The sequence below is a fragment of the Flavivirga eckloniae genome (assembly GCF_002886045.1).
Taxonomy (GTDB): domain Bacteria; phylum Bacteroidota; class Bacteroidia; order Flavobacteriales; family Flavobacteriaceae; genus Flavivirga; species Flavivirga eckloniae.
The window spans coordinates 2,767,177-2,792,656 of record NZ_CP025791.1; the positions used below are offsets into that span (position 1 = coordinate 2,767,177).

27 protein-coding genes are annotated in these 25,480 nt (G+C 35.9%); 19 read left to right on the plus strand and 8 right to left on the minus strand.

The features are described from left to right. Positions 1-471 (minus strand): lipocalin family protein, encoded by a 471-nt coding sequence (locus tag C1H87_RS11360; protein ID WP_102755923.1) that lies wholly within the window; start codon positions 469-471, stop codon positions 1-3. 231 nt (positions 472-702) lie between these two features. Between C1H87_RS11360 and C1H87_RS11365 the strand changes: the two genes are divergently transcribed. After that, complete coding sequence (locus tag C1H87_RS11365; protein WP_102755924.1) at positions 703-1,035, plus strand: T9SS type A sorting domain-containing protein; 333 nt, start codon at positions 703-705, stop codon at positions 1,033-1,035. 252 nt (positions 1,036-1,287) lie between these two features. Here C1H87_RS11365 and C1H87_RS11370 read toward each other — a convergent pair whose 3' ends face one another. Then, positions 1,288-1,806 (minus strand): ferritin, encoded by a 519-nt coding sequence (locus C1H87_RS11370; protein ID WP_102755925.1) that lies wholly within the window; start codon positions 1,804-1,806, stop codon positions 1,288-1,290. Between the two features lie 471 nt (positions 1,807-2,277). Here C1H87_RS11370 and C1H87_RS23325 point away from each other — a divergent pair, with 471 nt between their 5' ends. From C1H87_RS23325 to C1H87_RS11400, 7 genes are all read left to right on the plus strand, one after another. After that, positions 2,278-2,532, plus strand: a complete 255-nt coding sequence (locus C1H87_RS23325; protein ID WP_158655201.1) for a hypothetical protein — start codon at positions 2,278-2,280, stop codon at positions 2,530-2,532. 77 nt (positions 2,533-2,609) lie between these two features. Then, positions 2,610-2,816, plus strand: coding sequence for a hypothetical protein (locus C1H87_RS11375; protein WP_102755926.1), 207 nt, complete (start codon positions 2,610-2,612; stop codon positions 2,814-2,816). 455 nt (positions 2,817-3,271) lie between these two features. Continuing rightward, the gene (locus tag C1H87_RS11380; protein WP_102755927.1) at positions 3,272-3,856 is read left to right on the plus strand and encodes a hypothetical protein; all 585 of its coding nucleotides are present in this window, start codon (positions 3,272-3,274) and stop codon (positions 3,854-3,856) included. Between the two features lie 78 nt (positions 3,857-3,934). Continuing rightward, positions 3,935-4,894 (plus strand): methionyl-tRNA formyltransferase, encoded by a 960-nt coding sequence (locus tag C1H87_RS11385; protein ID WP_102755928.1) that lies wholly within the window; start codon positions 3,935-3,937, stop codon positions 4,892-4,894. A 43-nt stretch (positions 4,895-4,937) separates the two neighbouring features. Beyond that, positions 4,938-5,483, plus strand: a complete 546-nt coding sequence (locus C1H87_RS11390; RefSeq protein WP_102755929.1) for a phage tail protein — start codon at positions 4,938-4,940, stop codon at positions 5,481-5,483. A 29-nt stretch (positions 5,484-5,512) separates the two neighbouring features. Further along, positions 5,513-6,058, plus strand: coding sequence for a phage tail protein (locus C1H87_RS11395; RefSeq protein ID WP_199769356.1), 546 nt, complete (start codon positions 5,513-5,515; stop codon positions 6,056-6,058). Positions 6,059-6,141: 83 nt separating this feature from the next. Further along, positions 6,142-10,425, plus strand: a complete 4,284-nt coding sequence (locus tag C1H87_RS11400; protein WP_102755931.1) for a T9SS type A sorting domain-containing protein — start codon at positions 6,142-6,144, stop codon at positions 10,423-10,425. A gap of 62 nt (positions 10,426-10,487) precedes the next feature. Here the strand turns inward: C1H87_RS11400 and metG are convergent, their stop codons facing one another. Continuing rightward, positions 10,488-12,572 (minus strand): methionine--tRNA ligase, encoded by a 2,085-nt coding sequence (gene metG / locus C1H87_RS11405; RefSeq protein ID WP_102755932.1) that lies wholly within the window; start codon positions 12,570-12,572, stop codon positions 10,488-10,490. Between the two features lie 261 nt (positions 12,573-12,833). On the opposite strand from metG, the gene C1H87_RS11410 reads away from it, so the two are divergent. Continuing rightward, positions 12,834-13,865 (plus strand): S66 peptidase family protein, encoded by a 1,032-nt coding sequence (locus C1H87_RS11410; protein WP_233783442.1) that lies wholly within the window; start codon positions 12,834-12,836, stop codon positions 13,863-13,865. On the opposite strand, the gene C1H87_RS11415 is transcribed toward C1H87_RS11410, so the two are convergent. Further along, positions 13,862-14,539 (minus strand): YceI family protein, encoded by a 678-nt coding sequence (locus tag C1H87_RS11415; RefSeq protein WP_102755934.1) that lies wholly within the window; start codon positions 14,537-14,539, stop codon positions 13,862-13,864. The two genes, C1H87_RS11410 and C1H87_RS11415, sit on opposite strands and share 4 nt — an antisense overlap. A 122-nt stretch (positions 14,540-14,661) precedes the next feature. Between C1H87_RS11415 and C1H87_RS11420 the strand changes: the two genes are divergently transcribed. Beyond that, on the plus strand, positions 14,662-15,516 hold the full coding sequence (locus C1H87_RS11420) for a helix-turn-helix domain-containing protein (RefSeq protein WP_102755935.1): 855 nt from the start codon (positions 14,662-14,664) through the stop codon (positions 15,514-15,516). Between the two features lie 14 nt (positions 15,517-15,530). On the opposite strand, the gene C1H87_RS11425 is transcribed toward C1H87_RS11420, so the two are convergent. Next, entirely contained in the window at positions 15,531-15,983 is a 453-nt protein-coding gene (locus C1H87_RS11425; protein WP_102755936.1) for a DUF1569 domain-containing protein, read from the minus strand. 80 nt (positions 15,984-16,063) lie between these two features. Between C1H87_RS11425 and C1H87_RS11430 the strand changes: the two genes are divergently transcribed. Further along, positions 16,064-16,825: a HEAT repeat domain-containing protein gene (locus C1H87_RS11430; protein ID WP_102755937.1), complete on the plus strand. Its 762-nt coding sequence runs from the start codon at positions 16,064-16,066 to the stop codon at positions 16,823-16,825. Here C1H87_RS11430 and C1H87_RS11435 read toward each other — a convergent pair. Beyond that, complete coding sequence (locus C1H87_RS11435) at positions 16,822-17,601, minus strand: DnaJ domain-containing protein (protein ID WP_102755938.1); 780 nt, start codon at positions 17,599-17,601, stop codon at positions 16,822-16,824. The genes C1H87_RS11430 and C1H87_RS11435 overlap by 4 nt on opposite strands. Positions 17,602-17,720: 119 nt before the next feature. Here C1H87_RS11435 and C1H87_RS11440 point away from each other — a divergent pair, with 119 nt between their 5' ends. From C1H87_RS11440 to C1H87_RS11465, 6 genes are all read left to right on the plus strand, one after another. Next, complete coding sequence (locus tag C1H87_RS11440) at positions 17,721-18,131, plus strand: BrxA/BrxB family bacilliredoxin (protein WP_102755939.1); 411 nt, start codon at positions 17,721-17,723, stop codon at positions 18,129-18,131. A gap of 120 nt (positions 18,132-18,251) precedes the next feature. Continuing rightward, complete coding sequence (locus tag C1H87_RS11445; RefSeq protein ID WP_102755940.1) at positions 18,252-18,653, plus strand: hypothetical protein; 402 nt, start codon at positions 18,252-18,254, stop codon at positions 18,651-18,653. A gap of 26 nt (positions 18,654-18,679) precedes the next feature. Next, complete coding sequence (locus C1H87_RS11450) at positions 18,680-19,417, plus strand: lysophospholipid acyltransferase family protein (RefSeq protein ID WP_102755941.1); 738 nt, start codon at positions 18,680-18,682, stop codon at positions 19,415-19,417. Between the two features lie 11 nt (positions 19,418-19,428). Beyond that, the gene (locus C1H87_RS11455; RefSeq protein WP_102755942.1) at positions 19,429-20,421 is read left to right on the plus strand and encodes an acyl-ACP desaturase; all 993 of its coding nucleotides are present in this window, start codon (positions 19,429-19,431) and stop codon (positions 20,419-20,421) included. 76 nt (positions 20,422-20,497) lie between these two features. Continuing rightward, positions 20,498-21,370: an AraC family transcriptional regulator gene (locus C1H87_RS11460; protein ID WP_199769357.1), complete on the plus strand. Its 873-nt coding sequence runs from the start codon at positions 20,498-20,500 to the stop codon at positions 21,368-21,370. A gap of 190 nt (positions 21,371-21,560) precedes the next feature. After that, entirely contained in the window at positions 21,561-22,214 is a 654-nt protein-coding gene (locus C1H87_RS11465; RefSeq protein ID WP_102755944.1) for an HD domain-containing protein, read from the plus strand. A 2-nt stretch (positions 22,215-22,216) separates the two neighbouring features. Here C1H87_RS11465 and C1H87_RS11470 read toward each other — a convergent pair whose 3' ends face one another. After that, on the minus strand, positions 22,217-23,089 hold the full coding sequence (locus C1H87_RS11470) for an AraC family transcriptional regulator (RefSeq protein WP_102755945.1): 873 nt from the start codon (positions 23,087-23,089) through the stop codon (positions 22,217-22,219). A 206-nt stretch (positions 23,090-23,295) separates the two neighbouring features. Between C1H87_RS11470 and C1H87_RS11475 the strand changes: the two genes are divergently transcribed. Together C1H87_RS11475 and C1H87_RS11480 are read left to right on the plus strand one after the other, a co-directional pair. Further along, on the plus strand, positions 23,296-23,901 hold the full coding sequence (locus C1H87_RS11475; RefSeq protein ID WP_102755946.1) for a hypothetical protein: 606 nt from the start codon (positions 23,296-23,298) through the stop codon (positions 23,899-23,901). Between the two features lie 69 nt (positions 23,902-23,970). Continuing rightward, complete coding sequence (locus C1H87_RS11480) at positions 23,971-24,237, plus strand: hypothetical protein (protein ID WP_102755947.1); 267 nt, start codon at positions 23,971-23,973, stop codon at positions 24,235-24,237. On the opposite strand, the gene C1H87_RS11485 is transcribed toward C1H87_RS11480, so the two are convergent. Beyond that, a complete protein-coding gene (locus C1H87_RS11485) occupies positions 24,229-25,302 on the minus strand; it encodes a PA0069 family radical SAM protein (RefSeq protein ID WP_102755948.1) in 1,074 nt (357 codons plus the stop codon). The two genes, C1H87_RS11480 and C1H87_RS11485, sit on opposite strands and share 9 nt — an antisense overlap. Between the last annotated feature and the right edge of the window lie 178 nt (positions 25,303-25,480).

Consider the following 25,480-nt stretch of genomic DNA (forward strand, 5'->3'; position numbering starts at 1 on the left):
TTATTGTTTGTTAAATTTCATTGTAATTGTAAAAGGTTTTCCACTAACTGTAACAGTTTGTTCCCATTCCATGGCCATATCAGATAGTGCTGCTAACCGTAATCGAAACCCTTGATTTGTATCAGATTTATATTTCTCGTTGGTTGGTTTAAGCAGAAAATCATAAAGACCAGTTTGCGGGTCGATTTCTTTAATCGTAAAAATAAAATTACGTGCTCCTGCCGAGCAGCCTATACCATTTATGTTATAAACTCCCCTATTGTTATTAGGAACAAATTGCCATGTACTGCCCTCAAAACATTCTTTTGAGTCATCATTAAGTAAATTAACGTTGTATGTTCCTTTTTCGCTATAGGTTATTGAATTTAGTAACCAATCACCTTTAATTACCTTTTTTGAAACCCTAACAGTTTTGGGTGTTCCACAGGATATTAAACTAATTGCAATTAAAAAAAGAAGTGTGTTTTTCATAGATTTAGAATTTAGTAAATATCTAGAGATATTTACGAATTAGATGTTGTATTTAGATGTTCTGTTCATGCGATTTTTCTGAAAATGGCTTTCTCCCATTATTTATTTAGACCTATATTAATTAAATAAGTCACTGGAATCATTTTAAAAATTCCATTTAGTTCATTATATACATAATTAAACCTGCTGTATTCCGTTAGTAATAAACCGCTTACAATAATTATTATTTATATGAAAAACTTGTTCTGTTTATTTCTAGTTGTCCTGATTAGTAATACATCCTTTTCTCAAGAAAAAACAGAAAAAGACATTACAGAAGAAGACAATACTAATGATCTATTTAAATTTTATCCCAATCCGGCAGAAAATGAATTGTTTATTTTGGGAAAGAATAAAATTAAATCTATCGAAATCATTGATGTTTTAGGAAAAACTGTAGCTACTCACCTAATTGATAAGAGTATTATTAAAATTGATGTTTCACAACTAAAAAGTGGCGTTTATCTTTTACAGGTTACAAACGAAAATGATACATTAGAAACCAAAAGGTTAGTTATTAAATAAAACTACATCGTATAGTCTAAGCCACCTTTTTAAGTAAATCGTAACAAGGACATTTTTTGCAGCGTTTGGCTTCTCCTTTTTTGAACTTTTTACAGCAACTACTTTTTACCTTATCGGTAGTAACAATACCTAAGTCCTTTAATTTTTTAATAGCCTTCTTTTGCTTCTTTTTGCCCAAAATAAAACTCTAAGATTTTAATCTTGGGCAAAAATAGTTATTTTTATTAAATCTAAATAAGATTAAACGAAAAATTATTCTGGAGAATCAGCAGAAGCCGTCACAACAGTAATTTGTTGTATATCCCTATCAAATAAATAAAGCCCTCCTTTATCATCACCAATAAGGTTTATTTTATCTAAGATGGTACGCGCCATGGCTTCCTCCTCAATTTGTTCAGATACATACCACTGTAAAAAGTTATGGGTAGCATAATCCTTTTCCTGTAATGTAATGTGCACTAATTCGTTGATGCTTTCAGATACAAAAACTTCATGCTTAAAAAGCATTTCGAACATATCCTTAAAAGATTCGAAAGTTACATCTGGCGCTTTTAATGCAGATATCTGTGCATGCCCACCACGCTCGTTTACAAACTTAACGAGTTTAAGCATATGGTCGCGTTCTTCCTGGGATTGATCGTACATAAAACCAGCAACACCTTCCAGTCCTTTTACCTCTGCCCAACAAGCCATCGCTAAATATATTTGAGAAGACTCAGCTTCAATTTTAATTTGGTTATTAAGGGCGTCTTCTATAATTTTTGATAACATAATACTCTTTTTTGTAAAGTTAATAAATTCTTTAGCTTATCAGTAACTCATTTCAAAATAGAATGGTGTAAAAAATCAAATCAACACGTACCAATAAGAAAACCAACCGCTTAATATATCAAAGGTTTATATAAGGAATAATAGTTTCCTTATCCAGATAAAAAACACCTATTACATTCTCTAGATTTCAACAAAAAAGCATTTATCATTAACATTCGATAAAGCACATTACTTTTTGTGTGTGTTTTTCTACAAAAGAAATCAACTCATTTTTTTATTTGTACAGAAAATAATACAATATAAATATATGTTAAAAAAAGAAAATATTGACAATCAATTCTTTTCGTTTTTTCAATATAAAAACATTCTTCATTATTAACAAATGTTAAAAAAATAACTTAGTTTTAACAAACCTAATTATCAACTTAAAATCAATATCTAACCTATTAACCACTTAACGAGCTCCTTCTTATGAATCGAAGAAAATCTTTATCGTTTGGTACCATTGTATTAGGTGCCATATCGATGATTCCGTCATCAGTTCTAGCTAACAACAATCCCGTTTCCGTTTTTTCAGTCGCCGATGGGTTTAACAGGATTTTTAATCAAATTAGTCATACCTCTGTAACTTTTCTACCTCAACAATTTCTTGAGGTTCATACTAACTTAATACAGGTCCTTGTAAAAAAGAGACATAGCTTTAACTGTATAGAAGTCGTTACTTAAGAGGTTCGTAAATATATATACCTTGTTATAAAAACATGAACTGGGGTTTCTATCTGTCATCGTAAAACCAAGAATCTATGAAAGTTATACCTATTGGAAGTTTTCCGGTCTCTCTTGCAGTATACAATCATCTTTCTAAAAACAAACATTTGGATGCTGTCTGTTTTCAAGAACCTGATATTGAAAATACTTCAGAAAACTTTTGGGTTAATGCTATTCAAAAAGAAGGTTTTGACGCTTTCCTTATCCCTTTAAGTGGCATGGAAAAGCAATCTAAAGCGTGACTAGAAAGTGAAACCCCAGAACTTATTTTGGTTTGAGGATTTTTAGGGAAAATCCTCAAAACACTATTATCAATACCAACATATGGATTCTTGAACATCCATTTTAGTAAACTGCCAAAAAACAAGGGGTTTGCCCCCTTGTTTTGGTTTTTCAATCATAAATAAACCATTTTAACATTTATTAGATTAACGTGAGTTGATATAACGACAATAAGTCATATTGAATATAAAAATTTAAGTTCAATTCATGTTAAATGAAAAAAATCTGGTCGTTATTCTTAAAACCGACGCACCCTCTAACAGCATGAATAACAAATAATTAATCACTGACTAATTTATTTTTGTGTAAAAAAAATTACATAATTATTACTTTTGTAATAATTTTCTCTTACTTTTAGCTTAATTTCCTAAGAACCAATAATTATAGCCTATTACTAACTATACATATATCTATTATGGATCGAAGAAAATTCTTGTCATCAGGTACTATTGGATTAGGCGCCATATCGATGGTGCCATCAGCTATTTTTGCTAACAATAATTCTGTTTCTCTTTTCTCTGTTGGAGAAGGGTTTAACAGAATTTCAAATCAAATTAGTCACACATCTGTGGCATTACTACCTCAACGTTTCCTTGAAACTCACACAGCTTTAATGCAGATTCTTGCAAAAAAAGGATACAATTTTAGCAGTTCGGAAGTTGTAAAACTGAGTTCTAACTGTTTTGCAATTCCTTTAAGCAAAAACCCAATAATAGGTTTTAGTACTAAAGGACTCGCTTTGCTTATAGAGCAGAAGGGACGTTGTAAGTACTATATTCTTAACGAAAACACTACAATTGCTTTCAATTCTTTGATTGAAAACTTTAGCAAAAGTTCCGATTCTCATGAGTTAAGCTTAGATGTTGCTGCATTTTCAGTCCCAAAAAAGGTCATTAAAGAATCTCATGGTAAAGAAAACAAGTTTGTATATAAAAATACAAATGGTAACACAATTACTTTAGTAGGCTCATCTAAAAGACAAGTGGCCATCGTTAACTAAAAGGTATTTTCCTTTTTATCATAACAATATCATAATATAACTGAATTTTTATCTGGTTCATCATTAAACCATGAATTCATGAAAATAATACTAATAGGAAGTTTTCCTGTTTGTCTACCTGTATACAATCATCTTTCAAAAAACAAACATCTGGATGCTGTTTGTTTTCAAGAATCAGATGTTGGAAATACAAAAGAAAATTTTTGGATAAATGCTATCCAAAAAGAAGGTTTTGACTCTTTTATTATACACCAAGAAAACATAAGTCAGCAATTTAAACTATGGTTGGAAAACAAAACCCCAGACCTTGTTTTAGTGTGTGGGTTTTCTTTAAAAATTCCAGAAATAGTACTATCTATTCCTAAATATGGGTTTCTAAACATCCATTTCGGGAAACTACCTGAAAACAGAGGGCCAGATCCCTTGTTCTGGTCCATAAAAAATGGCAAAAAACAATCTGCCATTACCATACACCAAATGGACGAGAACTGGGACACTGGTAAAACCCTTATCGAACAGCCTATACCTATTATCATGGGAGAAACATTTGGGATGGTAAATTCTAAAATGAGCTATATGCTTAAAGAACTTACCGAAAAAGCGATAACTCTCGCAACTGATCCCTCAAATTTTAAACCACAACCTACTGATGGTATAACATACAACCACAGACCACGCGATATAGAAACCAGTATCCAATGGGAAACCCAAACAGCAGACGAAATTGAACAATTAATCAATGCCTGTAATCCGAAATATGGTGGTGCTACAACGTATTACCAAGGAGCTCCCATAAAAATATTAGAAGTATCGCCTGTAGACAATCAAGCACTCTTTGGTAAAATTCCTGGTGAAATAATACACGCACACCCACAAGAAGGGCTATACGTATACTGCAAATTTGGGAAACTGCTAAAAGTGAACATTATAAGTTCTGATGCCGGAATACTATCGGGAACTAAATATGTTCATCTTGGAGTACGACAAGGACACTGCTTTACCACATCTTTAAATGCTAAATACAATACAATTACTTAAATAATAACCATTAAACTAATTACTAATCTTTAATATTAAAACTATGGAAGGAACAATAGGAGAAATTCGAATGTTTGCTGGCAATTTTGCACCAAGAGCCTGGGCTTTTTGCGAAGGTCAATTAATGTCAATAGCGCAAAATACTGCCCTATTTTCAATTTTAGGAACAACTTACGGGGGCGATGGAAGAACCTCTTTTGCATTACCAGATTTAAGAGGACGTGCACCTGTTAACCCTGGTCGCGGTCCTGGATTGTCCAATTATAATCTAGGACAAAGAGGAGGCACAGAAGCCGTTACCCTAACTCAAAATCAAATTCCAAGTCATACTCACGCTGCAGCAGGAACCGTCACGGCAAATTTTTCCCCATTAAGCCCGGCCAATACAGGAAACCCAACTGGGGCTAATTTTGCAAATGCTGCTACCGCTACTTACAATTCGGATCCAACAGATACAGAAATGGCGGCTAATAATGTACATGTAACTGTTGGGGATACTGGTGGAAACATGAGTCATACTAATATCCAACCTTATTTATCATTATACTATATCATCTGCTTACAAGGTGTTTTCCCATCTAGAAGCTAAAAAAATACTAACCTTAAAAATAAACCATTATGGAAGGAACAATAGGAGAAATTCGAATGTTTGCTGGTAATTTCGCACCAAGAACTTGGGCATTTTGCGAAGGACAATTATTATCTATTAATTCAAATCAAGCCTTATTTTCAATTTTAGGAACTACCTATGGAGGCGATGGAAGAACCTCTTTCGGATTACCCGATTTAAGAGGGCGCGTACCTGTTAACCCTGGTCGTGGTCCTGGATTGTCAGTTTATAATCTAGGACAAAGAGGAGGCACAGAAACCGTTACCCTAACTACAAATCAGATTCCAAGTCATACACACGCTGCAACAGGAACCGTCACAGCAAATTTTTCCCCATTAAACCCGGCCAATACAGGAAACCCAACTGGGGCTAATTTTGCAAATGCTGCTACCGACACTTACAATTCAGCTCCAGCGGATACACAAATGGCGCCTAATAATGTACATGTAGCCGTGGGAAACACCGGAGGTAGTTTGCCTCACGAAAACAGACAACCCTACTTGAGTATATACTATATTATCTGTCTTCAGGGTGTCTTCCCTTCTAGAAATTAGCTTATACCGTAAAAATACAAGATGTTCTTTAAAGGCTTTTCCTCTTTAATACATTTTTAATTCTTAACTAATCAAAAGTTAAAATGAAAGACATTTATTTTACTAATTTTTCAAAAACCTACTTATTCAAGGTTATTCCAATTGTAGCTAATTGCATTATGATGCTATTTTTTGTTAATACTGCAGCACAATGTACTATAACAAACCCCAGCGGATCTCAAGATTTAACTGGTAATGTGTTAGGGCAATCTTTTACCGCGACATGTAACGGTACATTATCAACAATTTCAGTAGAACTAGGTACTGGTTCCTCCATATCTAATACCATAGTTACAATAAGAGATGGAAATAATGCCTCTGGAACTATACTTGGAACTTTAAATGGGGTAACCCTCACGCCTGGAACGACTAATGTTTTTGATTTTTCTTCTCAAAATATTTCTCTTACCAATACATCTCAATATACTTTTGTTATAGACGATAATGGCTCAATTACTACTTTCACTGTAATGGGAGATGCTACAAACACCTATGCAGGAGGTAGTCTTTGGTTTGAAGGTACAGAATTCGCTTCATTTGAAATGGGCTTTTCTACACAAATTGTAACACCCGATAGTACTCCACCAGTAGTACAATCAATAGTTTTACAAGGGACACCAACAGCGAATGCATCTTCAATTATAAAAACTATAACCTTTGATGAAAACGCTAACAATATCACAACAGATGATTTCGAATTAACAACTACAGGAACTGCAACAGGAACAATTGCTTCAGTGTCTGCAAATTCTGGAATTTCTGTGAATGTTACTGTAAATACGATTAGCGGGGAAGGAACCTTACGATTAGATCATTTGGGAACCTCAGATATTATAGATGATTCTGGTAATGGTAATGGTACTAATGGTAATGTTGCTGCATTTACCACAGGAAGTGTTCATACTGTGGATGCTAAAGCTCCACGGGTACAATCTATTACAAGGCAAACCCCTACTACATCGCCAACCAATGCAGATACCTTAATCTGGGATGTCACTTTTGATGAAACAGTCGCTAATGTTGATAGCTCAGATTTTGCTGTAACCGGAACAACAGGCACAATAACTGGCGTAACTAATCCTAGTGGAAATACATATAGGGTTACTGCTTCTGGAGGAGATTTAGCTAGTGTAAACGCAACGATTACCCTAAGTTTTAGCGGGGGTCAAAATATAACCGATTCTGCTGGTAACCCTTTAACAAATACGACCCCAACGGGAACTAATGATACCTCTTTTGTTGTAGACAATTCGGCTCCGACCATTTCCATCGGCGCTCCGAGTGCAAGCACCACAACCACGGGGCCTGTTACTTACACCATCACGTACACTGGAGCAGATGCCGTAACACTCGCTAATGGGGACATCACATTGAATACCACTGGGGATGCCACGGGTAGCATCGCGGTGACCGGGTCGGGAACTACGACCAGGACCGTGACCATAAGTAGTATCACTGGGGACGGGACATTGGGAATTTCCATCGCGGCAAACACCGCTAGTGATACCGCAGGGAACAATGCTTCTGCTGCAGGACCTAGCGCTACGTTTACTGTCGACAATACAGCTCCGACCATTTCTATCGGCGCTCCGAGTGCAAGTACAACAAACACGGGGCCTGTTACTTACACGATCACTTATACCGGAGCAGATGCCGTAACACTCGCTGATGGGGACATCACATTGAACACCACTGGGGATGCCACGGGAAGCATCGCGGTGACCGGGTCGGGAACTACGACCAGGACCGTGACCATAAGCAGTATCACTGGGGACGGGACTTTGGGGATATCAATCGCGGCTAATACGGCAAGTGATACCGCAGGCAACAATGCTTCTGCTGCAGGACCTAGTGCCACATTTGCTGTGGACAATACGGCTCCGACCATTTCCATCGGCGCTCCGAGTGCAAGCGACACAACCACGGGGCCTGTTACTTACACCATCACATACACTGGAGCGGATGCCGTAACACTCGCTGATGGGGACATCACATTGAATACAACAGGGGATGCCACGGGAAGCATCGCGGTGACCGGGTCGGGAACTACGACCAGGACCGTGACCATAAGCAGTATCACCGGAGACGGGACTTTGGGAATTTCAATCGCGGCTAATACGGCAAGTGATACCGCAGGCAACAATGCTTCTGCTGCAGGACCTAGTGCTACGTTTACGGTGGACAATACGGCTCCGACCATTTCCATCGGCGCTCCGAGTGCAAGCACCACAAGCACGGGGCCTGTTACTTACACCATCACATACACTGGAGCGGATGCCGTAACATTGGCCAATGGGGACATCACATTGAACACAACTGGGGATGCCACGGGAAGTATCGCAGTGACCGGGTCGGGAACTACGACCAGGACCGTGACCATAAGCAGTATCACCGGAGATGGGACTTTGGGAATATCCATCGCGGCAAACACCGCAAGCGATACCGCTGGGAACAGTGCTCTTTCTGTAGGACCTAGTGCTACGTTTACTGTCGACAATACAGCTCCGACCATTTCTATCGGCGCTCCGAGTGCAAGTACAACAAACACGGGGCCTGTTACTTACACGATCACTTATACCGGAGCAGATGCCGTAACACTCGCTGATGGGGACATCACATTGAACACCACTGGGGATGCCACGGGAAGCATCGCGGTGACCGGATCGGGAACTACGACCAGGACCGTGACCATAAGCAGTATCACTGGAGACGGGACTTTGGGGATATCCATTGCGGCAAACACCGCAAGCGATACCGCTGGAAACAATGCTTCTGCTGCAGGGCCTAGTGCCACATTTGCTGTGGACAATACTGCTCCGACCATATCTATCGGTGCTCCGAGTGCAAGTACCACAAACACGGGGCCTGTTACTTACACCATCACATACACCGGAGCGGATGCCGTAACATTGGCCAATGGGGACATCACATTGAATACAACAGGGGATGCCACGGGAAGTATCGCGGTGACCGGGTCGGGAACTACGACCAGGACCGTGACCATAAGCAGTATCACCGGAGACGGGACTTTGGGAATTTCAATCGCAGCTAATACGGCAAGTGATACCGCAGGCAACAATGCTTCTGCTGCAGGACCTAGTGCTACGTTTACGGTGGACAATACGGCTCCGACCATTTCCATCGGCGCTCCGAGTGCAAGCACCACAAGCACGGGGCCTGTTACTTACACCATCACATACACTGGAGCGGATGCCGTAACATTGGCCAATGGGGACATCACATTGAACACAACTGGGGATGCCACGGGAAGTATCGCAGTGACCGGGTCGGGAACTACGACCAGGACCGTGACCATAAGCAGTATCACCGGAGATGGGACTTTGGGAATATCCATCGCGGCAAACACCGCTAGTGATACCGCTGGGAACAATGCTCCTTCTGCAGGACCTAGCGCTACGTTTACTGTCGACAATACAGCCCCGACCATTTCCATCGGCGCTCCGAGTGCAAGTACCACAACCACGGGACCTGTTACTTACACGATCACTTATACCGGAGCAGATGCCGTAACACTCGCTGATGGGGACATCACATTGAACTCCACAGGGGATGCTACGGGAAGTATCGCGGTGACAGGATCGGGAACGACAACAAGGACCGTGACCATAAACAGCATCACTGGAGACGGGACCTTGGGAATATCCATTGCGGCTAATACGGCAAACGATACCGCTGGGAACAATGCTCCTTCTGTAGGGCCTAGTGCTACGTTTACTGTGGACAATACGGCTCCGACCATATCCATCGGTGCTCCGAGTACAAGCACCACAAGCACGGGACCTGTTACTTATACCATAACTTATACCGGAGCGGATGCCGTAACACTCGCTGATGGGGACATCACATTAAACTCCACAGGGGATGCCACGGGAAGTATCGCGGTGACCGGGTCGGGAACGACAACAAGGACAGTTACCATAAGTAGCATCACCGGAGACGGGACTTTGGGAATTTCAATCGCAGCAAACACCACTAGTGATACCGCAGGGAACAATGCTTCTGCTGCAGGACCTAGTGCTACATTTATTGTGGACAATACACTAGGTATTCAAGATGATATTTTAACTAATGAATTAAAGATATATCCAATTCCAGCTCAAGATATCATTACAATTGCGTCTGAAATAAATCTGGAATTACAATTCGTAAGACTATTTGATCTAAAGGGGAAATTGATTCTTTCTAAGAAACTTAATGTAAATAAAAACGTAAACACGATTGATATTTCATCAATACAATCTGGTTTATACCTTATGCATATATACTCAGAAAATAGTTTTGTTACTAAACGACTAATTAAACAATAAGTGTTTTAGTGTGAAAAAGAGGCTAATACCTTGTTTTTTAACATGGAATTCAGCCTCTTTTTTTAACTTATTTGCAGGCCATTTACAGCATTAGCATCATCAGGATTAACAAACACCAATTTCCCTTCTGGTGTTTCCGTCATTAATATCATACCCTGACTTTCAACACCACGTAATTTTCTTGGTGCTAAGTTTACTAATACGGTAACTTTTTTACCAACGACTTCCTCAGCCGTAAAACTTTCTGCGATTCCAGAAACAATAGTTCTTACATCAATACCCGTGTCTACTTTTAAAACAAGTAATTTTTTAGCTTTAGGCATTTTTTCGGCTTCTAAAATAGTTCCTACTCGAATATCCAATTTGGTAAAATCTTCAAATGTAATCGTATCTTTTTGAGGTTCTACTTCCTTGTTAGCGGCTTCGTTTGCTTTTTTACTCGCTTTTAATTTATCTAATTGCGCTTGAATGGTTTGATCTTCAATTTTAGAAAACAATAATTCTGCTTTTCCTATTTGATGTCCTGATGGCAATAGAATATTTTTGGTGCTTATTTCGTTCCATGAGTTCTCGATACAATTCTCCTCCGTCGAATCACTCGAACCGACATTCAATATATTTTTTAGTTTTTCAGATGTAAATGGTAAAAACGGTTCGCACAATGTGGCCAATGCCGATGCTATTTGAAGTGCGACATACATAATAGTTTGTGTACGTGCTTCGTCTACTTTAATGACTTTCCATGGCTCCTCATCGGCTAAATATTTATTTCCGAGTCGTGCTAAATTCATGAGTTCTTGCTGTGCTTCCCTAAAACGGTAACGCTCAATAGAACTGGAAATCACATCCGGATATGCTTTTACAGCTGCCAACGTTTCTTCGTCTACTTGAGATAGTGCATTAGCAGTAGGCACCACACCATCGTAGTACTTATTGGTTAGTACGACAACACGATTAATAAAATTCCCAAAAATAGCTACCAATTCATTATTATTTCTTGCCTGAAAATCTTTCCAGGTAAAATCGTTATCCTTTGTCTCTGGTGCATTGGCAGTTAACACATAACGCAACACATCTTGCTGACCGGGAAATTCTTCTAAATAATCTGGTAACCAAACTGCCCAATTTTTTGAGGTGGATAATTTATTACCTTCTAAATTCAGGAATTCATTAGCTGGAACATTTTCCGGTAAAATATAAGATCCTTCAGCCTTTAACATAGCTGGAAAAATAATACAATGAAATACAATATTGTCTTTCCCAATAAAATGCACCAATTTGGTATCCTTATCTTTCCAATAGGGTTCCCAATCTTTTCCTTCACGCTCTGCCCACTCTACGGTAGATGATATATACCCTATCGGCGCATCAAACCAAACATAAAGTACTTTGCCTTCGCCACCTTCTGCGGGTACTGGAATGCCCCAATTTAAGTCTCTGGTTACTGCACGTGGGCGTAATCCATCATCTATCCATGATTTACATTGTCCGTAAACATTAGATTTCCAATCTTTTTTATGACCTTCAAGAATCCATTCTTTTAAAAAGGCTTCATGTTTATCTAAAGGCAAAAACCAGTGTTTTGTTTGCTTTAAGGTCGGGGTATTTCCTGTTAATGCAGATTTTGGATTTATTAAATCGGTGGCATTATGACTTGTTCCGCAATTTTCGCATTGGTCACCATAACTTTCTTCGTTACCACATTTCGGACATGTTCCAACTACAAATCTATCTGCCAAAAACTGATTGGCTTCGGCATCATACAACTGCTCTGTAACTTCTTCAACAAATTCTTCTTTATCGTTTAACGTTGTGAAAAACTCTGAGGCTGTTTTATGATGAACTTGTGCTGAAGTACGCGAATAATTATCATAAGTAATTCCAAAATCTTCAAACGACTTTTTAATAATCGCATGGTATTTATCTACAATATCTTGGGGTGTAACCCCTTCATTTTTGGCCTTAATGGTAATTGGCACACCATGCTCATCACTTCCCCCTATTAATATAACATCGTTTCCGGTTAATCTTAAATAACGTGCGTAAATATCTGCCGGAACATAAACTCCTGCTAAATGCCCTATGTGAATAGCTCCATTAGTATAAGGCAATGCTGTGGTAATGGTATATCGTTTTGGTGTGTTCATCATTAATATTTTAGGTTAGGTCGAGCGCAGTCGAGACCTCATTAAAACCTCTTGCTAGCTGCGCTTTTATCTCAAATAAAAAATAATTTCATTGTCGATAATGCTCGAGGGGGACAAAATTAACGCCACTTCAACATTTTTGAAAAAAATTATGGCAATCTGTAAATTAGGAAAGATTACCACGTCGCTTTACTCCTTGTTATGACATTTCATTTTCTAAAGCCACAAAAGTAATCAATTACACCACGATTTAGAAAAAAAATGTACATTTACATTATGTCTAAAGTCTCATTAATTACCGTATTGTGCTGTGTTGTTTTTTTCTTTGGAAAGCACAACATTTCAACACAAAATATATCATCAACTAAAACAAATACTTTGATACAACCACCATATTTAAAGGCTGGCGATACTGTTGCCATAGTTGCACCTTCTGGTATTTTAAAAAACCGAACTAAAGAAGTGCAACAAGCCAAGGCACTTTTAAAAAGTTGGGGATTACATACTATTGTTGGTAAACACGTTTTTAGTAAAGCCAATCATTTTGCTGGAACGGATGATGAGCGTTGCGAAGACTTTCAAAATGCTTTAGACGACCCGAAAATAAGTGCTATCTGGTGTGCCCGTGGTGGATACGGTACGGTTAGAATATTAGACAAATTAAATTATACTAAATTTAAACAAAACCCAAAATGGCTTATTGGGTATTCTGATATTACTGCACTTCATAACCAATTTCATAATCAAGGTGTACAATCTATTCATGCCATGATGTGTACTAGTTTGCAAGACGATTTAGAAACTATTAAAGAAACACTTTCAACATTTAAAGATGCTATTTTTGGGAAATCGCTTAGCTATACTTTAGAAGGTTCTAAATACAATAAAACGGGAAGTACATCTGCTCCTATTGTTGGTGGTAATTTAACCATGTTACATACCATGTTGGGTTCTAAAACCAGTATTGATACTTCGGGGAAAATTCTATTTATCGAAGAAATTGGCGAGTACAAATACCACATAGATCGTATGCTACAAAGTTTAAAACGTGCTGGTTATTTTGACAACTGCAAGGGTGTTATTGTAGGAGACATGACAAAGCTCCGAAAGAACACCACACTTTGGGGTACTTCTGTTGAACAGCTTATCTTGGATGCTTTGTCCGACTATGGTTTTCCTATTGCTTTTAATATGCCCGCGGGTCACGAAAAGGACAATCGCGCTATGATTTTGGGTAGAACCATAAAGTTGACCGTAGGTAAAGAACAGTCTACAGTTGTTTTTGAAAATTAGCAGCGATCCCTTATAGGTAATTGAAGAACAACCTCAAACTCTATAGCATCAGAAATAATACCATCTTTTACGCTTCCAATCATTCCTTTCGATTCATATTCAATTCCCCATCTGGTTCTATCGATAATAAATTTTGAATGCATTTCGTACATTCCATCTATAACCTTAGATGTCATATTAAAATCAATATCGTTAGTAACACCTTTAATCGTTAGTTTAGCCTTTACTTTAATGGTTGTAGCATCTTTATGAACAACCTCAGTAAACTTTATTGCTGCAGTAGGGTATTTTTCAACATCAAAGAAATCTTGATTTTTTAAATGATCTACCAACATTTCGTTGTACTTTCCATCGGTGTTAACTATGGAGTTCATGTCTATTTCAAAGGCACCTCCCTGAATAACATCATTGAATTTAATAATATGCCCTTTTACGAATTTTACAGTGCCATAGTGCTTGTTGTATTTAAAAAGATTAGACCCTGACCATTTAACAACACTTTTATTTGTATCTATTTTAGTAGTGTTTACAATATTATAATCCTTATTATATTCAAATAAGTTATACCAAGTCCATTCAACAGCACTCTTATTTATATTTGTTTTAATAAGTTCTTGAGCATTCGTAATAACTGTAAAGCAAATAATTGTTGCCAGTAAGATGATTTTTTTCATGATTTATATTTTTCCATAAAACTAGAAGCAACACCTTCAATTTTTGTGAAAAAAATGTAAAAGAAGTGTGAAAAGCATGTAAAACTTGGAGATTTTTCATTTATTTAACTCTTTTAAATTCAATGATGAAACAACTCATTTTTTCTTTTTATATCATACTATTACTTGCACTTATTGGGTGTAATGATGATACCACTCAGCATCATTTTTCTGAAACAGTAAAAATCGCTTTGCGAGATGCTGGCAATACATTGCTACTTGCTAATAACGATTCCACATCATTGGTCTTACCAATTATTAAAATAGAAGAAAACAGATACGAACTGGCATTTCAAAACAAACTATCTATAACTCCAGACAGTTTAGTAGTTGCTGTAAGTAATAGTTTAAAAGCTGCTAAGCTCCCAAAACAATATATTGTAGAGGTTGTTAATTGTAATAACGACGAAGTATCTTATAGCTTTCAAATTAAAGGATCTAAAGAAAAAGATATTGTTTCATGCTTAGGCAGAAAACTACCCGCCGATTGTTATACGATACAGGTCCTCTTTTTTGAAAATAAGCCGTGGCTAACTACTAAAATGTATATGACACTTTTTATGCTTTTAGCCTGCATACTTATTTATGCTTTTTTCTATGTTAAAAAAAGAAACACAAAAACACCTGTTGAAGATACAGTACCTTATTCAAAAATTGGGGATTATAAATTCTATAAAGACCAGAACAAGTTAATTAAAGAAGCTGTTGAAATAAAATTATCTGCAAAAGAATGTGAACTCATGTCTATGCTTAGCGCAAATCAAAATCAGGTTGTTAAACGTGATGTACTAGTTAAAGAAATATGGGAAGACCATGGTGTTTTTGTCGATAGAAGTTTAGACACTTTTATATCAAAACTCAGAAAAAAATTTAAAAACGACAATACCATAAACATTATTAATGTTCATGGTGTTGGCTACAAATTAGAAGTGCTATAAAAATTACGGAATTATTACACTCCGAACTGATTTAGATGATGGTCTATATGTTTATAAAACATATTGTTCCATTCTTGCTTAGATAATTTCCCGAATGAATGCGACTCTTTATTATCAAAATACTCAGCCCCCAATTCTTGTGTTTTCTTTAAATAATTGATAAGACGTTCTTTTTCTGCTTGAAAATTTTTAGAATCGCTGATTAAAAACTCTGGTGCTGTCCTACTGTTTTTCTTGTATGGCTTTTCGTTTACTACTATAGATTTCACAAACAATTTTAACAAGGCCTTTTTAAAGGCTCCGGGTTTAGGGTGTATGTTTTCAAAAGCTAACTCATAAGTCACATTACAATGTGCCAACATTTGATCCACACTCATTTTCCCCCAATTTGGCTGGGTTGTTAATTCAAGGTTATTAACTCTACCTATAATAGTATTGGTCTCGTTTAAATCAAAAATATTTTTCATCTATTTGGTCTGATTAATTTAATTTGTTGCATAGCAATCCTGAAATTTATTTATTTTATTTATATTTTGAAACTATTCTTATGGGTTTTTACGATTTATCAAAAGAAGCACGGAATCAACTTGTTGAAAAAATCAATCGAGATATTGCTCTTGATTTAACTTCAAATAATACAGAACATATTATTAAATATTTTTCTGATGAAGACACCTACATTCGTAAAACTGGTTACTTAGCTATTGGTAAAATCTTTTATTCTAAACCTGAATTACAAAACAAAATACGCTCTGTTTTAAAAACGCTATTAGGTTCTGATATTGACAAAGTGAAGCAAACGGTTGTAAATGCCGCTGGCGAAATTGGTAAGTTTCATTTTGACAAAGTGCAGCATTTTTTCGATACAGGATTGTTTGACGAGCATCATTCCGTTAGAAATGCCGTAATAGGCTCAGTCAAAAAAATGGGAGAAAAAAATCCAATCCCAGTGCTAGCTTGGGCAAAAACCTATTTAAAACATCCTGATAAAGAAGTTAGGCGGGAAATTTGCCATGGCATTGAATTACGGGGTCGTACACATCCTCAAGATATTTTACCCTTGTTAAAAGAACTGGAATTTGATGACACCCGCAGAGTTTCCGATACCTTAGTACATGTTTTAGGGCAAATTGCTTATAAAAATGGCTGCCTAAAAACAGTTGTAACACACCTTAATACTTGGGAAAACAAACCCCTTGTTCAAAAAGCCTTAGATGAAATTGTTGATGTTCATGATCGTTATAAAAAGTTTGCTGTTTTAACTCAACAGGAGGCTGTTGATTATATTAATGAGAACTATATTACTTAAAACCCCCGCTCCTTCTGCAAATGCTCATAGGCTTTTTGCACTTGTCTAAACTTTTCTTCTGCACCTACTTGATGCTCTTTCCCCAAGTGGATTACTTTATCTGGATGGTACTTCTTGGCCATTTTTCGATAGGCCTTTTTTATTTCATCAACCGTAGCGCTTTTATCTATTTCCAGAATTTTATAAGCATTATCACTGCTATTATAAAACATGGCTTTAATACTTTCATAATCTCGAGAATTAATCCCTAAATACCCAGCCATGGTATAAATTTGGCGTTCCTCATCATCTGTTACCGTACCATCTGCCTTTGCAATACCAAATAAGAAATGCATAAGCTGTAAACGTGATGAATGATCCATCATTTGCCTAATCTGCAAGCAAACCTGTCTGGTAGAAATATTTTTCTGATCACTAATATTCTTGAATAGTTTAAAGGCATGATTTGCCCGCTCCTTACCATACATATTTACAAATTGCTGACGCACAAAATCCAACTCTCTTTGGTCTTGCTTACCATCTGCCTTAATAACAATAGATGCTAAAATGAGTAAGCTTACTTCAAAATCGCCTGATTGTGTTTGTGGTTGTTGCCTTGTTCGTCTACTGTGAGTTGCTCTCCTATTTTGTTTTGGCTGTCCTTCATCTAAAAACGGACTGCCTTTGCCGTTCGTCAAGGAATCAACAAAGCTCCCTAATGCTACACCAATAATTGCCCCTATAGGGCCACCGAAAGACCACCCTAAGGCACCACCTATCCATTTTGAAATACTCATGTAAGTAATAGATTTTAATTATGACCAAATATAATATTTGTTAGTTGATTGATTCATAATTTTGTTACACAATTGGTATCTTTGCACTACAAAAGTTTTAATAATTAAAATTTAAAAATATGTATCCACCAGAATTAGTAAAACCAATGCGCGAAGATTTAACAGGTGCCGGTTTTGAAGAATTACATACTTCTGATGCTGTTGATGCTGCTTTGGCTAAAGAAGGTACAACTTTAGTGGTTGTAAATTCTGTTTGCGGTTGCGCTGCAGCTAATGCACGTCCAGGAGCAAAAATGAGTTTACAGAATGTAAAACGTCCTGCTAATATTGTAACCGTTTTTGCAGGTGTTGATAAAGAGGCCGTTGATACAGCTCGTGGCTATATGGTTCCATTTCCTCCAAGTTCTCCAAGTATGGCATTATTTAAAAATGGCGAACTGGTACACATGTTAGAACGTCATCATATTGAAGGGCGTCCGGCAGAGCTTATTGCAGAAAATTTAATAGATGCATATAACGAGCATTGTTAAATAGACCAACATATGTGATGTGATATTCGCAATAAAAAATTTAACCACGATAATCGTGGTTTTTTTATGCGTGTTACGCAACCTATTTATTAATTCTTCATCTTCATAATAAAAGGTATTATGAAATCGTATCTAAAGTATTTTATGGGCTTTGCCTGTTTTATATCACTCATTATTGCTGGATGTTCATCTAACGATGACAACGCATCAAATTATGAAAATGAACTAGAAGCACTTAGTTTATTAAAAGCAGATATTGAGGGTTTAGCCAACGAATCTGTTTGTAATGATACTACCGAATGTAAATTTATTGCTTTAGGCAGCAAACCTTGTGGCGGACCATGGTCTTATTTAGTATATACAACGTCCATCGATGTAGCACAATTAGAAGCAGCCGTTAGAGATTATAACAAAAAAGAAGCGGCATTTAATATAAAATGGAATATTAATTCAGAATGTGAATTTGCATTACAGCCAACAAATGTAAGTTGTGAAAATAACACCTGCATACTTATTTATTAAAACTTAGTTTTTACTTATTTTTGCACATGCAAAAATTATTGTCGTATCCGTTATCCTTTATTTATTCTCTTTGTTTCTTAATAACATTGCTCATATTCCATCCCTTACAATGGATTGGTTTTAAACTTTTTGGCTATAAAGGGCATAAAAAAGTTGTCGATTTAATGAACATCTGCTTAATGAGATTGCTTCATATTTTAGGTACTCGATTTACGTTTACCAATGTTCATGATATAGAACCTAATCAACCGCTTATTGTCGTTTGCAACCATCAAAGCATGTACGACATCTCTCCACTGTCTGTTTTCCTAAGAAAATATCACCCTAAATTTATTAGTAAAATAGAATTAGGAAAGGGCATTCCCAGTGTTTCATATAATTTACGTCATGGCGGCTCTATTTTAATTGATAGAAAAAATCCGAGACAAGCTTTGCCAACTATCATGAAATTTGGAGAATACATTGAAAAAAACAAACGCGCCGCAGTTATCTTTCCGGAGGGAACAAGAAGTAAAGATGGTACTCCAAAACCATTTCAAACTAAAGGACTAGAAATTCTGTTTAAAAAAATACCATCGGCCATGGTACTCCCAATCTCCATAAATAACTCCTGGAAAACAGTTCGTTACGGGAAATTCCCCTTTGGACTTGGAACTCATATAACTTTTACTGCGCATAAGCCTATAAAAGTTAGTACCTTTGCCGACAAACAAGAGCTTATAAAGAATATTGAAGCTACAATTAAAAAACATATACACCCTTAAAAAAATTATAGATGTCGTTAAAGAATGTTAGATTAGAAGTGATGAAGTTTTTGGAAAAAGACGTCGAATCATTAATTGAAAAATACTTAATTCCTATTGAAAAAATTTGGCAACCAAGCGATTTCTTGCCAGATTCTGAAGGACAAAACTTTTTTGAGGAAGTCCGCGAAATAAGAGAACTCTCAAAAGAACTTCCTTACGATTTTTGGGTGGTTTTAGTTGGAGATATGATTACGGAAGAAGCGCTACCTACCTACGAATCTTGGTTAATGGAAGTAGAAGGTGTTAAACAAACAGATAGAGAAAATCCTTGGGCTAAATGGGTGCGTCATTGGACAGGCGAAGAAAATCGTCATGGCGATGTACTAAACAAGTATTTATACCTATCGGGACGTGTAAATATGCGCGAAATTGAAAAAACAACACAATATCTTATTTCTGATGGTTTTGATATTGGAACCGATAGAGATCCTTACAAAAACTTTGTTTATACTAGTTTTCAAGAACTAGCAACTTATGTCTCACATAACCGTGTTGCTAAAATTGCCAAAGATAATGGCAATAAACAGCTTGCTAAAATGTGTAAAATTGTTGCGGGTGATGAAATGAGACATCATAATGCTTATTCTGAGTTTGTTGAGCGTATCTTTAAAGTTGATCCCAGTCAAATGATGATGGCTTTTCATTATATGATGAAACAAAAAATAACCATGCCAGCACATTTTTTAAGAGAATCTGGAAATAAAATCAGTACAGCCTTTGAAGAGTTTTCCAATACCGCTCAACGTATAGGTGTTTATACTTCAATTGACTATGTAGAGATTTTAGAAAAATTGATTACCCGTTGGGAAATTGATAAAATTACGAACCTCACAGACGAAGCCGAAAAAGCCAGAGATTATCTTATGAGGCTTCCTGCCAGAATGTATCGCTTAGCCGATCGCATTAAAATACCGGAAAACTCGTTTCAATTTAAATGGGTTGAGCCTGCAGTTATAAAATAGCTCAAAATCATTCCATTCCTTAAGAAGGGTGATTTCTAAAAACGACATAGAAAAGGACTATATAAGCCGGATTAACTTGGCTTTAAAGTATATAGACCATAATCTTGACTCGGAGCTATCATTGGAATCTATTTCTAATATTGCGCTATACTCCCCGTTCCATTTCCACAGAGTTTTTAAAGCTGTTATTGGAGAAACACTCAATGCTTACATTATAAGAAAACGTATTGAAAAAGCAGCTTCTGTATTAATGCATAAAAAACAAATAAGCATTACAGAACTTTCTTTGCAATACGGTTTTAACAGCAATTCTTCTTTTACACGGGCATTTAAAAAGTTTTATGGGGTAAGCCCTTCTAATTTTCGAAAAGAAAATCCAGGTAAATTTAGCAAGATAAGTAACGTAGAAAGCAAGAATGGTCAAGAAAATCTAGTTTTCGAAAAATACATTTGCAACATTAATAATCATTTAAATTGGATTAAAATGAATGCAACTATTGAAATTAAAAACGTTCCTGAGTTAAAACTTGCCAGCATTACCCATTTTGGAACAGAGGGTGTAGAACATGTATTTTACAGATTAATAAAATGGGCAACATCGAACGGGTTAATGGAAAACTCTGAAAATAAAATAGTAAGAATTTTTCATGATAGTTTCAAAATAACAGATCCAAGCAAAGTACGTATGAGTATTAGCATACTAACCAATACTCCTTTTACTTTAGAAAAAGATATTCATACAGAGGTTATTAAAAAAAATAAATGTATAGTCGGTCGGTTTGAAATAACACCCAATGATTTTGAAAAATCCTGGAGCAGTCTCTTTATTTGGATGAACGAAAATGGATATAAAAAAGCCGAAACCAATCCTTTTGAAATATACCATAACGATTTTCGCAAGCATCCCGAAAATAAATGTATTGTAGACTTATTTATTCCTATTGAATAAAACAATTTGATTCGTAAATTAGGGGTCTTGTAAAAAGTATCATTCAGAACGACCCGCTTATTGAATTTAAAAAACACTGTAAATGCGACGTAAGAGTCTTTTAAAATTAAACAGATTGCCGCAGTCGTACCTCCTTCGCAATGACATACTAAATAACCTTTTTAAATTAGGCAACCTTTTTTAACCCATCATGACTACAGAAGAAATTATACAAAAAACTATCGACTTTGTAAAAGAACAATTAAATAATGCCGAAGGTGGCCATGATTGGTTTCATATAGAACGTGTTTATAAAAATGCTTTGTTAATTTCTAAAAGCGAACATGTAGACGCCTTTATTGTGGCTCTTGGAGCTTTATTGCATGATATTGCAGATAGTAAATTTCATAATGGCAATGAAACCATTGGTCCGAAAATAGCACGAGAATTTTTGTTTAAACTTAACGTAGACTCCAATGTTATTGAACATGTTGTAAATATTATCGAGAATATTTCCTTTAAAGGTGGTAATACAGCACAAGAATTCAAATCTCCAGAATTAGATGTCGTACAAGATGCCGATAGGCTTGATGCTATAGGAGCCATAGGCATTGCACGCTGTTTTAACTACGGTGGTTTTAAAAACAGAGCGCTCTACGACCCTAGCATCAAGCCTAATCTTAATATGAGCAAAGCAGAATACAAAGCATCAACGGCACCAACTATTAATCATTTTTATGAAAAACTGCTTCTATTAAAAGATAGAATGAACACCAAAACCGGAAGGCAAATAGCGACAGACAGGCATACTTTTATGGAGCTTTACCTTAAACAGTTTTATAACGAATGGGACGGAAACGCCTAAGATTATTGTATAATCAGTTTTATCTCCTTTCTATATTGCGATGCACTTTTACCTGTTATTTCGTTAAACTGCTTGTTAAAATGCGAGAAGTTATTAAATCCGCATTCAAAACAAACATCAGCAATACTCATTTGACTTTCGTTTAACAGCTTAGTAGCATGCACTACCCTATATTCGTTAACCAGTTTAGTAAATGTTTTACCTGTAACACGTTTAAAGTATCTACAAAAGGCAGGCACGGTCATACTAACCTTATCCGCTATTTCGTCTAAACTAATGTGTTTGTGAAAATTTCGGTTAATATACTTATATATGATACCAATTTTATCACTGTCCTGTGGTTCAGCCTCAAAAGCAAATCCATCTGCATTCAAAATGTCATAATCATCAGTTTTTGCCAAATAGCTTAGTATTTCCAAAAATTTTATAACCCTATCCAGACCTTCATATTCCAAAAGTTTATCAATCTTTGGACCGATAACCCTTTTAGTATCCATCTTAAATCGAATTCCTTTTTTTGCTCGATCAAATAATGATACTATCGATGCCATTTCAGGAATATTAACAAAATCGTTTCCTAAAAAATTAGATTTAAACTGTACCGTCGTTTCTGAACCATTTGCAGTTAATCGATCGGTAAAACCATTATGTGGCAAATTAGATCCTATTAGTATAAGTTGACTATTATTAAAATAAGAGAGATGGGTTCCAATATGTGTTTTCCCTTGTCCTTTATTAACATAAACAAGTTCAAGTTCCGGATGAAAATGCCAAAAAGCATTAAGCTTATCAACCTTAACCATATGTTGTTTAACCAATATAGAGCTCCCAAAACTGGGGGTAAGCTTTTTTAGTGTAGGTTTTTTATTTATCATAATCAGAGCGATTTAGTAGCAAAATTACCACATAATTTTTTTAAAACCTATATACAATTATCATCATTATATGCTATTTTAACTTTACATATATTTAACATTGATTTAACAGATAAAATAGCATACAAATTGGTCAAATTTGATGTTTTGTACACTCCTTTTCCGACATACCTTTGTCCCAACAAACGTTGTAAAAAATTATAATCATGAAAAAAGTAATTAGAAACATCAAAAAAACCCTATTAACGGTAGCAATGCTTACTGCAATGATAGGTAACGCGAATGAAATTTCTTCTTTCAAAACTAAAGAAGGTCTTAAAGGGACTGCATTAACAATTGAAAATGTAAAAGAAGGTGATCTTCTATCAATTAGAAATTATAATGGTATTATCATATATAAAGAATTAATCCAATCATCTGGTACTTACGAAAAAGGATTCGATTTAACCGAATTGCCAAATGGAGATTATTTCTTTGAAATTGATAAAGACCTTAAGATTAAAACAATTCCTTTTACTGTAAAAGAGAACAATGTAGTTTTCAATAAAGAGAAAGAGGTAGTCGTTTTTAAACCTTACATAAGAGAGAAAAACGATTTGGTATTTATCACAAAACTTGCCCTAAACCTTGAACCATTAAAAATACGTATTTACGGAAAGTATGACGATGGTAGCTTTGTGCTATTAAGCTCAGAAAAGATTTCGGGAGTACAAAATATTGAAAGAGTTTACAAACTTAAAAAGGGTGGAGACTACAAAATAGAACTCGACTCTGATAACAAGAAATTCACAAAATTCATTAATCGTAATTAGTTAATGTCTTATTTAGTTAGTTTAAATTAGTAAGAGTGGGCTGTAGGGGCCCACTCTTTTTTAGGTTTAATGAAAAATCTTATCCTTTTAATAGCATCCAACCTCAATAAAAAGTCACATTGGCTTATTAAAAAACAATTATTTAGTATTGTTTGGTGCCTTGTACATGCTACTATTTTATCTATTATGGTAATAAAAGTTGTTGAATCTCGATTAGAATTTATTTGGGTTTCAATAATCTTAATTTATGTGTCTTTTTATACCATTATCACTAACACTATACTAGATATAGTTATTCAATACGAAAAAGAAAAGAAAGGTCGGTTTTTAAAATAATTTTAACTGCCCCACTTTATACTGTTCATGCAAATCCAAGTTAAGCTTTGGTATAGCCTTATTCTTAAAATATTTTAATCTTGCCAGTTTTACAAGATTGTTAATTTGTTCTGCTATTTTTCCTTCACCTCGCATTCTAGTACCATATCGAGAATCGTTTAAATTGCCTCCGTGGCAGCTTTCTATTTGATGTAACACCTTTTCGGCTCTGTCTGGCATGGTTTTATAAATCCAATCTTTAAAAATTTCGCCAATGGCTCCATTTAATCTTACAATGGTATGGGCTATCGATGACGCGCCATGTTCCGATATCATTTTGGCCAAAGGCAAAATTTCATGACTATTTATAGACGGAATTATAGGTGCTATCATCACATTTACAGGAATACCATTATCACTTAAAACCTTAACCGTTTCCAACCGCTTTTTTATTGTTGTGGTTCGGGGTTCTAAAATACGTCTGGTACTCTCCGATAAAGAAGTGATCGATATACTCACACTTATCAAATTATCTTTTGCCAATGCTTTTAGAATATCCAAATCCCTAAGAATTAAAGCATTTTTTGTAATGATGCCCACCGGGTGTCTGTACTTTAAAAACACCTCCAAACATTGTCTTGTAATTTTAAATTGTTGTTCTGCCGGTTGGTAACAATCTGTATTTCCAGACATAACTATAGGGTGCGTTTTCCAACTTTTCTTTTTTAGCTTAGCCTCTAATAATTTGGGAGCATCTTTTTTTACCATAATGCGACGTTCAAAATCCAAACCAGCACTATACCCCCAATATTCATGACTATTACGCGCATAACAATAAATACAGCCATGTTCACAGCCTTGATATGAATTCATTGAATACATCATACCAATATCGGGACTCTCCACCTTATTGATTATGGTTTTGGGAAATACCTCCAGATAGAGCGTTTTGTTTTTATCGCTTATTTCGCCCTCTTTACGGCAAAACTCAAGAAAGTCATCACGCATTTCATGACTTAATTCGAAGAAACGGTTATGGACGTTACGCTGCGCTCCACGTCCTTTTATGGCAGTTTTTTGGTTCATTTATAGTAAAATAAAGGTTGAATGCTCGTTGAGTAGCTCTTTAAAATTACTTATAATTTGTATTGGAAAATGTTAAAGTGAAACTGGGTTATTAACAATTATTAATAAGGTACAAATCACGGCTTGATTTTGTAAAGTTTTTCAACTAACTTCGTTTAACAATCGATAAAGTTCATTA